Annotated in this window: 11 protein-coding genes; 2 read left to right on the forward strand and 9 right to left on the reverse strand. The window is 27.7% G+C overall.

All coding sequences use genetic code 11. From position 1 onward, the window contains the following. Positions 1-69 precede the first annotated feature (69 nt). The 5 genes from yhbY to rplU form a co-directional block, all read right to left on the reverse strand. On the reverse strand, positions 70-372 hold the full coding sequence (gene yhbY / locus GXK56_RS04845; RefSeq protein WP_160685707.1) for a ribosome assembly RNA-binding protein YhbY: 303 nt from the start codon (positions 370-372) through the stop codon (positions 70-72). A 184-nt stretch (positions 373-556) separates the two neighbouring features. Next, positions 557-1,855: a GTPase ObgE gene (obgE, locus tag GXK56_RS04850; protein WP_160685709.1), complete on the reverse strand. Its 1,299-nt coding sequence runs from the start codon at positions 1,853-1,855 to the stop codon at positions 557-559. A gap of 278 nt (positions 1,856-2,133) precedes the next feature. Next, positions 2,134-2,433 (reverse strand): 50S ribosomal protein L27, encoded by a 300-nt coding sequence (gene rpmA, locus GXK56_RS04855; protein WP_160685711.1) that lies wholly within the window; start codon positions 2,431-2,433, stop codon positions 2,134-2,136. Between the two features lie 4 nt (positions 2,434-2,437). Then, a complete protein-coding gene (locus tag GXK56_RS04860) occupies positions 2,438-2,824 on the reverse strand; it encodes a ribosomal-processing cysteine protease Prp (RefSeq protein WP_160685713.1) in 387 nt (128 codons plus the stop codon). A 4-nt stretch (positions 2,825-2,828) separates the two neighbouring features. Beyond that, positions 2,829-3,140 carry a 50S ribosomal protein L21 gene (rplU, locus tag GXK56_RS04865; RefSeq protein WP_160685715.1) on the reverse strand — a complete coding sequence of 104 codons (312 nt, stop codon included), beginning with the start codon at positions 3,138-3,140 and terminating at the stop codon, positions 2,829-2,831. Between the two features lie 326 nt (positions 3,141-3,466). Between rplU and GXK56_RS04870 the strand changes: the two genes are divergently transcribed. Together GXK56_RS04870 and GXK56_RS04875 are read left to right on the forward strand one after the other, a co-directional pair. Continuing rightward, a complete protein-coding gene (locus GXK56_RS04870) occupies positions 3,467-3,676 on the forward strand; it encodes a helix-turn-helix transcriptional regulator (protein ID WP_160685717.1) in 210 nt (69 codons plus the stop codon). Further along, positions 3,673-4,152: a hypothetical protein gene (locus GXK56_RS04875; RefSeq protein WP_160685719.1), complete on the forward strand. Its 480-nt coding sequence runs from the start codon at positions 3,673-3,675 to the stop codon at positions 4,150-4,152. Before GXK56_RS04870 ends, GXK56_RS04875 begins: the two co-directional genes overlap by 4 nt. Positions 4,153-4,231: 79 nt before the next feature. Here GXK56_RS04875 and GXK56_RS04880 read toward each other — a convergent pair whose 3' ends face one another. The 4 genes from GXK56_RS04880 to GXK56_RS04895 form a co-directional block, all read right to left on the reverse strand. Further along, positions 4,232-5,680, reverse strand: coding sequence for an Rne/Rng family ribonuclease (locus GXK56_RS04880; protein ID WP_160685721.1), 1,449 nt, complete (start codon positions 5,678-5,680; stop codon positions 4,232-4,234). A gap of 189 nt (positions 5,681-5,869) precedes the next feature. Further along, positions 5,870-6,574, reverse strand: coding sequence for a TIGR03936 family radical SAM-associated protein (locus tag GXK56_RS04885; protein ID WP_160685723.1), 705 nt, complete (start codon positions 6,572-6,574; stop codon positions 5,870-5,872). Then, positions 6,558-8,414, reverse strand: coding sequence for a TIGR03960 family B12-binding radical SAM protein (locus GXK56_RS04890; RefSeq protein ID WP_160685725.1), 1,857 nt, complete (start codon positions 8,412-8,414; stop codon positions 6,558-6,560). Before GXK56_RS04890 ends, GXK56_RS04885 begins: the two co-directional genes overlap by 17 nt. Before the next feature lie 247 nt (positions 8,415-8,661). Further along, entirely contained in the window at positions 8,662-12,894 is a 4,233-nt protein-coding gene (locus tag GXK56_RS04895; protein WP_160685727.1) for a DUF445 family protein, read from the reverse strand. Between the last annotated feature and the right edge of the window lie 130 nt (positions 12,895-13,024).

A 13,024-nucleotide genomic window follows, 5' to 3' on the forward strand; every position in this document is an offset into this window, starting at 1 on the left:
AAATACCCTGGAGATTAACACACTTATCTTCGTGTCTGCTTCTACAGGGTAATTAACTAATTCAAAGTTCTATTTTTTAGGTAGTTCTATTTTTCTCTTTTTAAGATTACTTGATTGTTTATATAATACAATCTTATTCCCAATAGCTTGAATCCCTTCACATTTTAGAGCCTTACATATCATATCTGAAGTTTCTCTTGACTCTAAACCGCTGTTTTCTAAAACTTTTATTTTTATTAATTCTCTAGCTTCTAAAGCTTGTGATACTTGTATTAAAAAGTTTTCTTCAACACCATTTTTCCCTATTTGGAATATTGGCGATAGATCATTTGCTAAACCTCTTAAATAAGCTCTTTGTTTTCCTGTTAACATTTATTTTCCTCCTAAAATTTCAACATATAGTTAGTTGTATTATTTATCCCTGGGGGTTTTTCAATTAACAATGTACAATTGACAATTATTGAGGAAGTCCCTTTAGAATTTCTTAAAAACATATTTTAAACTCCTATGGAGTTTTTCCTCAACTTTTCATTGTTAATTGTTAACTGTTAATTGATTATAGCACGTATTCAAATTCAAAGTCATTTAATCTTACCATGTCTCCATCTTTTATTCCCATTTCTCTGAGCTCATCAAATACACCTTTGTTTCTAAGAACTTTATGGAAATACCTTAAAGAATCGGCATCATTTACGTTAACAGCACTTAATAATCTATCAACAAACGAACCTTCAACAATGTAAATATCATATTCTTCTTCTTCATCTTTATTATGTTCAACACTGATTTCATAAGTAAATTTCTTATCTTCTGGTATATACATTTCATCTTCTGAAATTTCTAATTCCTTAATAGGAATTTCCTTAAGCATTCTTGCTGCTTCTTTCATTACAGCATCAACACCTTCATTAGTAGCTGCTGACATTTTAAATACTTTATCAAAGCCCATTTCTTGAACTTTTTTCTTGAAGTCTTCAAAAATACTATCATCATAAAGCATATCAGTTTTGTTAGCTACTACGATTTGTGGTCTATCCCAAAGCTTAACTGAATACTTCTTTAATTCTTCATTTATTTTAACAAAATCTTCAAATGGTTCTCTACCTTCAACACCTGAAATATCTACTATATGAATTAAAAGTCTTGTTCTTTCAATATGTCTTAAGAATTGAATTCCAAGTCCTACACCTTCTGCTGCACCTTCTATTATTCCTGGAATATCCGCCATAACAAATGGTTCTATTCCATTAACTGCAACAACTCCTAAATTAGGATTTAAAGTAGTGAAATGATAATTTGCAATCTTTGGCTTTGCTTTTGTTGTCATAGAAAGTAATGTTGACTTTCCTACATTAGGGAAACCTAATAATCCAACGTCTGCAAGAAGCTTTAATTCTAGTATTAAATTTAATTCATCTCCTGGCATTCCTGGTTCTGCATAGTGAGGTGCTTGCTTTGTAGCTGTAGCAAATTTTACGTTACCTTTTCCACCTTTTCCGCCTTTTAGTAATACAATTTCTTGATCTTTATGCGATAAATCTGCAATTATCTTATTACTTTCTGCTTCTCTTATAATTGTTCCCATAGGTACTTTTATTACAAGGCTTTCACCATCTTTTCCATAACACTTAGCACCACTACCGTTACCACCAGGTTCTGCAATAAATTTCTTTTTATATTTAAAATCTAACAGTGTAGTTATACCTGTATCAACTTTAAAGATAATGCTTCCACCTTTTCCACCATCTCCACCATCTGGTCCGCCAAGTGGTACATATTTTTCTCTTCTAAAAGTGATAGCACCATTTCCACCATTTCCAGACTTAACGAAGATCTTCGCTTTATCTATAAACATATAATCACCTTTCCTTGTTTATTTTATTTGATAATGTAAACAAATTATGCTTCTATATTTTCTTAGCTGATTTATATTACACTATCTATTCATCTTAATTAATTTAACTTATAAAATATAGCTAAATAAATTTTCAGCTACAATATTATAATTATTATTCCCTAAAAAGCTTAATTTATTATATTTCATTTAATGTTTAATCTCAACTAAAACATTCTTTCTAATAGGCATTTAAAAAAAGCACTCTTAGTTTAAGAGTGCTTAATTTCTAAAATAAATTATTCAGCTATTGCTTCAACGTCTACTGGGTAAACACTTGCTTTCTTCTTATCTCTACCAAGTCTTTCAAATCTTACGATTCCATCGATCTTAGCATATAAAGTATCATCTTTACCTCTTCCAACATTTTCACCTGGGTGAATCTTAGTTCCTCTTTGTCTATAAAGGATATTTCCTGCAAGAACAAATTCTCCATCAGCAGATTTAGCTCCTAATCTCTTAGATTCAGAGTCTCTACCATTTTTAGAACTACCTACTCCCTTTTTATGAGCGAATAATTGAAGGTTCATAATTAGCATGTGACTACACCTCCTCTTTTATTAAAGTTATATATTCTCTACGTTTCTTTTCCCCTACTAATTGATCAAATCCTAAAATTACACTTTCCAAACTCTTTTCAAAGGTTCTTAATAAAACCTGAGCTTGGTTTAGTTCCTCTTGAGTAAAATCTTGAAGATCCAATTTTAAGTAGCCATCATTGATTTCGTAAGTTGAATTAAGCTTTAACACTTCATCCAATCCAATGATTACACTTTGAGATAGTACCGAAACAGAATTACAGATTAAATCAAATGCTTCTCCTATTAAAGCAGGCTCATTTGAAAAATCCCTGTCTCCACCCATAGCATGACCATTCATTACAAATCCAACAATATTTTCATTATGTTGTTTGATTTTTACTTTAATCATAATATTAAGCTTCGATCTTTTCGATTACTAGCTTAGTGTAAGGTTGTCTGTGTCCATTTTTTCTTCTATAGTCTTTTTTAGACTTATATTTGAAAACTACAACTTTCTTTGCCTTACCTTGTGCTGCAACCTTAGCTACAACTTTAGCTCCTTCAACTACTGGAGTACCAACTTTGATACCATCTTCAGTTCCTACAGCTAAAACTTCATTTAATTCAACTGTTGAATCAACATCAGCGTTTAATTTTTCAACGTATATTACGTCTCCTTCTTGAACTCTGTATTGTTTACCACCTGTTGCTAATACTGCGTACATTAAAACACCTCCTCATAACGGTCTCGCCACTTTTGGTACAAAGATTTAACTTTGTTTTAGAAAACCTTACGTGCGCGGTTTACAAAAGCCAGTTTATCATATTTTTTATGGTTTGTAAAGCATATTCTTCATTTATCCGCAATAAAACTTATTTTTTTATTTTATGCTATCCACTTCTATTTTGGAAAAACAGCTGCAAATAATAATGTGAAATCATATATTTTTTATTTTGAAACGAAAAATGTATAGTGTGCTTGACATCAAATGCAAAGTGTACTATACTAAAAATGTAAAGCAAACTGTACTTATTGAAAGGTCGTGAAAATTTGCAAAATAAAATTCAAGATTTGCGTAAGGCAAAAAAAATAACTCAAAGCGAACTTGCAGATGCTGTTGATGTTACAAGGCAGACAATTATTTCTCTCGAAAACGGGAAATATAATGCATCTTTGATATTAGCACATAAAATTGCACAGTTCTTTAATACAACTATTGAAGAAGTATTTCTTTTTGATTTAGAGGAGGAAAATCTATGAAAAATATTTTTTGTACAACTACAGCAAAAACTAATGAAGAATATAAGAATATAATAAAAAATCGTATGAAAATTATGGTGATACTTATGGTTATTGGTATTATAACAGCTTTAGCTAGTATTTTAGGAGAATTTTATTTAAAGACACCTGTTAGTGATAAAGTATTAGGAATATATACCGGTCTTGGTTCAAGCCTCTTTGCAGCTGGTTTAGTTTTATGGATAAAAAATAAATCTCTTCTTAAGAATGAAAAAAAGCTTAAAGAAAGCCGCTTAAACAATACTGATGAAAGAATTGTAGAAATTTCTCGTAAATCACTCAATCTAGCTGCTTATGTAATGCTTGCTTCACTATATATTATCGGACTAATTGGAGGAATATTCTACCCAATATTATTCAATGTTCTTTCTTTGATAGTTTGTATATTCTTATTAACTTATGTAATAGCATACAAATACTATAATAAAAAAATGTAATAAATTTATCTATAAATAGCAAAACTCAAAATTATAAATGGAATTATCCAAATATAATTTTGAGTTTTAATTTCTTCAGTTAAATTTTTTCTATGGCAGTAACCTTATAATCCTTTAAATTATCCTTTTGTCCTTGAAATATAAGTGGTTCTATTTTATATCCTTCAATTCCATCAACATAATTTAAATAAATTTCTTTATCTAAACCATCTATTTCCTTTATAAAATTAAAAATATCTTCTTTGATTTTATCTTTATAGACACTATCAATTTGTATATGGAAACATTTTATTGAATTTTCTTCGCCCATTCTTATTATTTCATTTTTAATAAGACCTTCAATATATGAAAGTTTTAAAATTATACCTCTGCCCTTACATAAATCACATTGTTCCTCCATGTACTCATATATGCTTTTTCCTTGTCTTTTTCTTGCAATTTGTACTAAATCCAGTTGAGTAAATGGAAATATCTTTACATTTCCTTTATCTAGTCTTAAACTTTCTTTAAGTGCTTTCATAACTGTTTCTTTTTGACTCTTATCTCTCATGTCTATAAAGTCTATAACAACAATTCCACTTAAATTTCTAAGTCTTATTTGCTTTCCGATTTCTTTGGCAGCTTCTAAGTTAGTTTCTAAAATAGTCTTATTAAAACTGTTTTCCTTTATATTTTTTCCGCTGTTTACATCAATAACATACATTGCTTCTGTTTTATCAATTACTATGTAGCCTCCACATGGAAGCTTAACTTTATTATGTCTAAGTTTTAATAATTCTTTTTCTAAGCCATAAAAATCAAAAAGATTTCTATAACCTTCATATTTTTCTACTTTGAAACTTTTCTCATCTTTGATGTAATTTGATACTTTTTGAAAATCCGCTTCATTATCTACATAAATTTTTGTTACTTCATCACTACTTGAATTAATTAACAGCTTAGTTAAACTTAAGTCTTCTCCATAAAGCTTTTTAGACCCTAAGGAATGTTTCATTTTTTTATCAATATTTTTAAATTCTTCGTAAAGCTTATCTATTTCTTTCTTAAGTACTTCTAAAGTGACTTCTGCACCTTCTGTTCTAACAGTTATAGATGCATCTTCTAAAAGGGTGATATTTTCTAAAATATCCTTCTTCTTTGTTTCATCCTCTATTCTCTTAGAAAACTCTATGCCTTTGCCATAACAATTTAAAACTACATATCTTCCAGGAATTGAAACTTTAGTTGATAATTTAGCTCCCTTATCATTGATAGGTTCTTTTATGACTTCAACTAATATTTCGTCTCCTTTTTTTATTCCTTTTTCTTTTAACTCATCACTGTAATACACATAGCCTTCTTTATCTAAACCTAAATCAACAAATATAGAATTAATTCCAGGAATGATATTTTTAACTTTTCCCTTATAAATTTCTCCTATTATAGGTTCATTTTTTTGTTCTTCAACAATACTTTCTACTAATTCATTATTATGCTTTACAGCAATTCTTAGAAGTTTCTCTCTTCTTTCTATAAAAATCTCTTTCATATCACACCGCCCTTTCCAGTTAGGAGTTTAGAGTTCAAAGTTAAGAGTTGTAGATGATAGCTCAAAGGAGAAATTCGAGGAACCAAATATAAAAGCTCTAAAGAGAAAGTTCATGTTTCCAAATATAAAATTTGAACATTCACTTTTTATACCCTCACTTTTCCTTTGGAGTATCTTTAATTTTCTTCTTTAACTCTTAACTGAGTATAGTGGTACAAGTTTATCGCCCTTATAGAAATACATTTCTTCTCTTTTAATATTAACAAAAGCATCTAAAACTGAATTTGAAGTCTTTTCTTGAATGTAGTTTACTAATAAATCTGCACTTAAATGTTCCCTGCTTCCTGTGCTTATTAATACGTTAAGTACTAAATATTCATCCTTAATCCAAAAACTAAAATCTTTTATAAAAGTTCTTAAATTAACTTCTTTTTCACCTTTTTTACTTTTCTTTATAGTTATCCATTCCTTTGTCTCTAAAAGTTTGTTCATTTCATCTTCTAAAGCCGATAAATCTGAATATTTAACCTTTATAGTGTATCTTGCTGCATCAATTAACGCCATAGCCTGAGGAACTTTTTTCTCTCCTTCAGTATAAGGAATTGCTGTTGCACTTATATATTTTATTCCACTTGGAGCAGTTGCATTTAATTTATCCACAATTTCTTTTTCATCCATCTCAGTTACTAATACCATATCCATATATTCTCCACTTGAATATACTCCTACTGATAACGGCTGGGCTATTGAAGTGTTCATATGAGGATTAAAGCCTTGTGAAAACTCTACTGGAAGCCCTGCTCTTCTAATATTTTTTTGAATTGTTTTAAGTACATCTAAATGAGATATGAACTTAATATTTTCTTCTTTAGTAAATTTAGTTAAGTATCGCACCTTCAAAACACTTCCCATCTTTAAAGTTTATATCGAATCCACATCCTGTACAACCTTCTCTACAGTTTTGTGTTAATTCTGCTTTTTTAGCTTTTTCATTTTCTATTTCCAAATATTTTCTATTAACTCCGATATCTATGAAATCCCAAGGTAATATTTCATCATAGCTTCTTTCTCTATATGCATAGAAATCTACAGGTAAATTACACTCTTCCATAGCTTCCATCCATACATCGAATTTAAAATGCTGATCCCATCCATCAAATCTTGCACCTTTTTCAAAGGCTTTTATTAATACATCACATAATCTTCTGTCTCCTCTTGCAAAAACAGATTCCATTACAGAAGTTTTTTGTTCATGATAATTGTAAACTATACATTTAGATTTAATTGATGATTTAACCGCTTTTATTTTTTCAGTAACATCGTCAAATTTTGCCATTGGTGACCATTGGAATGGTGTAAATGGCTTAGGTACAAGTATTGAAGTACTTACTGTAAGTCTTAATCCCTTATTATTGTTAACCTTGTTAGGTACTTGCTTATATCTATATACTATTTTTTCTGCTAATTGACCAATACCTTGACAGTCCTCTAATTCTTCATAAGGAAGCCCTACCATAAAGTAAAGCTTTAAAGTCTTCCAACCTGCTTCAAAAGCACTTGTAGCTGCATCTAGAATTTTTTCTTCTGTAAGACCTTTATTAATTATATCTCTCATTCTTTGAGAACCAGCTTCTGGTGCAAAAGTTAATCCAGTTTTTCTAACCTTTTGAATATCCTTAAGTAAATCTACCGAAAAAGCATCTACTCTGATTGATGGAAGTGCTATTCCAACTCTTTCCTCTTCGTGTTCTGTAATTAAATCATTAATTAGCCCTTTAATGTCAGAATAATCACAAGTACTTAATGATGAAAGAGAAATTTCTTCATACCCAGTGCTCTTAATTAATTTTCTAGCTAAATCTTTTAAATCTTCCTTTGTCTTTTCTCTAACAGGTCTGTAGATCATACCTGCTTGACAGAATCTACAACCATTTGTACATCCTCTAAATAACTCTAAAACAATTCTATCATGAACTATTTCTGAATAAGGAACTATTATTTCTGTTGGAAAATCTACCTTAGTATAATTATTTATTATTCTCTTTCTTACAGTCTTAGGTACGTCTTCATACTTAGGTTTAAACTCTTTTATTGTGTTGTCTTCATTATAAACAACATCATATAATGAAGGCACATAAATACCTTGAATTTTAGATATTTCTCTTAAAAATTCATTCTTTTTTCCCTTACCTTTATATTTTTTATATACATCTAAAACATCATTCATCATTTCTTCGCCTTCACCAATTTCAAAGAAATCAACAATGTCGTATAAAGGTTCTGGATTATATGCACAAGGTCCTCCAGCCATTACTATCGGTTCATCATCTCCTCTTTCTGAGGCTCTTATAGTAATCCCAGCCATATCAAGCATATTTAAAATATTTGTATAACTCATTTCATATTGAAGTGTAAAACCTAAAATATCAAAATCCTTTAAAGAATCTTTAGTTTCTAATGTAAATAATGGAATATTATTCTTTCTAAGCTGTTCTTCCATGTCTGGCCATGGAGCAAAGGATCTTTCACAATATGTATCTGTTCTTTGATTTATAGTATGGTAAAGTATTCTGCTTCCTAGATGAGACATTCCAACTTCATAAACATCTGGAAAACAAAATGCAAATCTTATGTCAACTTCACTTGGGTTCTTAACTATTTCATTTAATTCCCCACCAGTATATCTACTTGGTTTCTCAACCTTAAATAAGATATCATCTGAAATTTTCTTCATTTATATATTTCCTCCTTAAACACTCTTTTGTGTTAATTTTTTTATCTGATACGATTTTTTGAAACATGCCAAAATAAAAGAAGTATAAACATTTTGCTATACTTCCTGTTTGCTATCCCTATTCTAACATAATTAATCTTCAATGGGAATATTCTTATTACTGCCAATTAGCTATGGTAATTAGAATGTGAATTTAAAAATTCACATTCTAATTCAATAACCTTCACAATTGATTTTAATTATTATTTTATACTTCTTCTGATGCCCTTAACTCTTTCTTCGCTGAAATCTTTCCATACCTATAATCAAGAGCCCATAAAACAAGTGATAATCCTGCATTAATTCCAAACACAAATCCCCACACTCCATAAATCTCAAGCTTTTTGAAGAAATCTCCTGCAAAAGATTTAAATAATATATCAATTTCCTTTGGATTAAGCAATTCAATTTGTTTATTAGTAATGTTCTTTAAGTTGACTTCTTGCAATATAGGGATAATATAATCACTAATTGAATATAATCCTGCTTGTATAGTTTTATCTGTTAAATAGTCTTTTGTATCTTGTTCCAAGAAATCAAAATTTCTATCAACAGAATTTTGTATTATACCTTCAATTAATATTATATTTTTCTCATTAATTGACTCATTTTCAAATAATACTTTAATTATTTTTTCAAAATCATTAATTAGGATATTTTCATCAAGAATTTCTTTAAATTCCATATTTGAAAGTTTATTATCATATACTTTTTCCAAAAACATGCTTATATAATTTTCAACAACTTGACTTGAACTAATTATATTAGAAATATTATTTAAAGAATACTCTACATCTGCTGATGTAATTCCTTCAAATATTTTTGAATTATATGATTCAAATAATGCTTTTGTTATTTTTTCATTTACAAACCCACTTAGAGTTTCACTTAAATTGTCTTTATTTGCTTTAATATTACTGTAAATATCTTCTTTTATAATATTGATTTCATTATAGAATTTTTTATACACCAATTCTAAATTGTTTAAATTACACAATTCAAGATATTCAACAATTGGAACTGCAAATAAAGAAGTTAAAATAAAATCTCCTGCCTTGCTAATATGTTCTCTTATTAAAGAATTGCCACTAAATTTATCAAATGCATTATCAAATAACATAGCTGTATTAATTTCATCTGCTTTAATTTTTAAAGTGCTAGTTTTCATTTCATAAATGCTGTTATTTAATGTATTTTGCGCTACTTGAACAAGTTTATCAGATTCAGCTTTAATCATTACAGGCAATTTCTCCTTTAACATGATTGATACTGCTCTGCTTGCAATTTCATCTCCTCCAAATGCGCCATATGCTATTTTCTCAAAGAAATTAAGTTCATTTTGAATTGCTTCCTGAACGCTTAAGGCTATTTCATATTCATTTTGTTGAACATAAATAATCAGTTTATTTGCAATCTTGGTAGTTAACAAATATAAATTTTCATCTATGATTCTTTTTATTTTTCCATCAAACATGGAGCCTATAGTATTATTTTCATCTAATCCGCTTTCTAAAAATCGTTTTACAAATGTACTTATATCTGTTTTTAAGTTATTTGAAAAGTATGCTTCAATCTTAATTTCAATGTTATTTTTAGTATCAGTTAATGTTTCTTCACTAAAGATTTCTTTTGCTGATTTATTAATTATCAAATCATATTCTCCATAATACTCTTTAACAATTTTACTTATAAAATCTATATTTTTTATTTTTTCATATTTTTCATCTAATAATGTACTAGTTTGAATATCAATATATTTTTCAATTCCATCATATACCCCTACTGGTAAAATATCATGAACCTTATTAGTATCTGAAAGCTTCTTATTTATATACTCAACCAAATTATTTTTAATGCTATTCACTTTTCCTATTAAGTTTTGCACTACCTTTAAAAAGTTATCTTTTTTAATAAATTGATCAAACTTGTTATTTAAAATTGAATTTGAAATTCTTTTAGATAAATAAGAATCCTTATTACAATATTTTAAAATTCTTTCATAGACATACTTTGCTGCTGTTTGTTTTTTATCTCTTAAAAGATCAACTAATATCTGATAGTCATTATTTGTAACTAACATCATCAAAACTGATTTCATATTGTTATTTCTTACTTTAAATACTCTGTTAATTTCTTCTTTATTTAATAACTCATCATCAATTAACTTAGCCATACCACTTGCAAATTGATTTTTATGAGCTGGAATATATCCTAATGCAAATTTCTTAAAAAATGGTATTTTAGCTACAACCTTATTTTCCTTATATGGATGAAAAATCATCCATAAGGCTACTACATTTGTTATATAACCAATAAAAGCCATAACTCCACAAGACATTATTGTATCTAACAAACCACCTGGAAATCCATAAGCACCAACAGAATTTGGATATATAAGTTGATATCCTACACCAACCACTACTCCAAGAATAGCCCCAAAAACAGAAAGAGGTTTTAGTTGATCTCCCATAAAGTCTTGAACTATGTCACAAATTTCATCTTCATTATATTTTCTTAAATTATTTCTAGCAAATTTTTTAATATTTCCATCAAGAATACTAGGAAGTTTTTCTACTAATTTAGGATATCCTTTATCTATAAGAAGTTTTGCTAAAGTGTCCTTGGTAATATGCGTGCTAGCTACTTCCTTTACCTCATATTCTTTATATTTATCCACAGTATCTTTAAAAACAATCACAGAATTATTAACAATATACTCTGAAATATTCACTTTATATTTTTCTAAAGTATTTGATAAATTTATACTTTTAATTTGCTTAGATAAAAGCTCCTTTATTGCAGGTTTATATAAAGATGAATTTGAAGCTAAAAATTTATTAGCAAATTTTGCGAACATATTAGAAAAGCTATGAACTTGTTCTTTTACAAATAACTCAGATAATTTATTATTGAAAACTTCCTTACCTTTTAAACTAATAAAATCTTTAATAAGATAGTTCATTCTTTCTTCCATTTTATCTTTATTATCAAAAATTTTATTATATAATATTGGCTTAAGTTTATTATTAAATAACTTAACTAAATCAAAATCAAACACTTTATGTATTTTTTTAGAAAATTGAATTTTTAAAATGGTTGCTAAAAGTTCTTTTCCATGCGCTCTAAATTCTTTAATAATTAATTCTGCTAACTTATTTGAATTAAATAAATTCTTATTTTCAAGTAATTCAATTATATCCTTTATTTTTTTACTCTTTAAATATTCTATAATTGAATCAGCTAACTTAGCATATGAATCTTCATCAAAACTATCATTCATATATGTAATAATCTTATTAACAACATTATTCTTGGAAGAAATATCCCCCATAAGTGCACTTCTAACTTTAGAAATTACAAGCTTTTTAATATTATCATCCATATCTGAAATAGCCTCATCAATAGAAGCTTCGATCATTTCATCAAAATTATCTTTATTTCCAGAAATCCATTCTGATACATATGGCATAACCTTAGGAATTACTGTTTCTATAAAATTAGTAAGTGACTTTTCCATTTCTGGTGGAAGAATTTCATAAATTGTAAAATCAATATCCTTTCCAATCAATAAAATCTCTTCAGAAAGCTTTATTACTAGTTCTTTTCCTCTTTCAGAATTAATAAACTCATTAACTTTATCAAATAACTTTAAAGTAAATTCTTCCTTCTCTGAACTTGTAATGAATTGATTAATTTCATAATCTCCAATTAATCCTTGTAATTTAACAAGAGTTACATCTACATTTATTACTGAAAGTATTTTATCTAAAAATATCCTTAAACCTTCTTGATCTGCTAAAATTTCTTCTCTAACTATTTCACTTATACGTTCAGTAATATTATTTATAAACTTTTCTCTAACTTCCTCTGACAAAATTTCTGCAAGAGTTATATTAGAATTTTCTTCATAAAAATTAAAAAGAAGCATATCTAATGATTTATCATTTTCAAGTTCTTCAACTAATAAATCATAGCCTGAATTTACAATTTTAGAAATTTGATTTTCAGTTAATATATCTTCTAATTTAACATTTATAAAGATACTTTCTAATAATTCTGGAACAACTGTATTTAAATTTTCTTTTACAAAACTTTCACTTTTTTCAGCACTAATAGAAAAATCGGCTATTTCTTTTAATTTAGTTTTTCCCAAGCTTTCTGCTAAACCTTTTTCAAAAAAGTTTTCAGCAATTTGTTCAATATAATTATCAAAATTCTTATTAACAATTTCAGCTTTTAAAGTTTCTGAATTAATTATGTCGCGTTCAACTAAATCACTTATTTCATCTATAAATTTTTCCTTTTTCTTTTTAATTACACCACCTAATTTTAAAGGAGTATATTCTTTAAAAAGCATATTTACAGCATATTTATTTGTAATATATCCAGCGACACCACCTGAAATACCTTGAAATATCAATAAAAGAAATGATTTCCACATAATTCTTTTCATCCTCCTGTTTTACTTTACTTAATTTTTTATAAGCAATCAATTATAAATAAAGCATAAAAAAGCTTCAATTTATATTCACTAAAGCTTTTTATGCATAATATTCTTCTAATTATATTAT

Source organism: Clostridium sp. C2-6-12 (assembly GCF_009928485.1).
Lineage (GTDB): Bacteria > Bacillota > Clostridia > Clostridiales > Clostridiaceae > Clostridium.

What these genes read in the sequence shown, in the direction of transcription:
- GXK56_RS04860 (WP_160685713.1), bottom strand. Translation starts at nt 2,824, where the DNA reads ATGATTAAAGTAAAAATCAAACAACATAATGAAAATATTGTTGGATTT.
- GXK56_RS04890 (WP_160685725.1), bottom strand. Translation starts at nt 8,414, where the DNA reads ATGAAGAAAATTTCAGATGATATCTTATTTAAGGTTGAGAAACCAAGT.
- rpmA (WP_160685711.1), bottom strand. Translation starts at nt 2,433, where the DNA reads ATGCTAATTATGAACCTTCAATTATTCGCTCATAAAAAGGGAGTAGGT.
- obgE (WP_160685709.1), bottom strand. Translation starts at nt 1,855, where the DNA reads ATGTTTATAGATAAAGCGAAGATCTTCGTTAAGTCTGGAAATGGTGGA.
- GXK56_RS04875 (WP_160685719.1), top strand. Translation starts at nt 3,673, where the DNA reads ATGAAAAATATTTTTTGTACAACTACAGCAAAAACTAATGAAGAATAT.
- yhbY (WP_160685707.1), bottom strand. Translation starts at nt 372, where the DNA reads ATGTTAACAGGAAAACAAAGAGCTTATTTAAGAGGTTTAGCAAATGAT.
- GXK56_RS04880 (WP_160685721.1), bottom strand. Translation starts at nt 5,680, where the DNA reads ATGAAAGAGATTTTTATAGAAAGAAGAGAGAAACTTCTAAGAATTGCT.
- rplU (WP_160685715.1), bottom strand. Translation starts at nt 3,140, where the DNA reads ATGTACGCAGTATTAGCAACAGGTGGTAAACAATACAGAGTTCAAGAA.
- GXK56_RS04895 (WP_160685727.1), bottom strand. Translation starts at nt 12,894, where the DNA reads ATGTGGAAATCATTTCTTTTATTGATATTTCAAGGTATTTCAGGTGGT.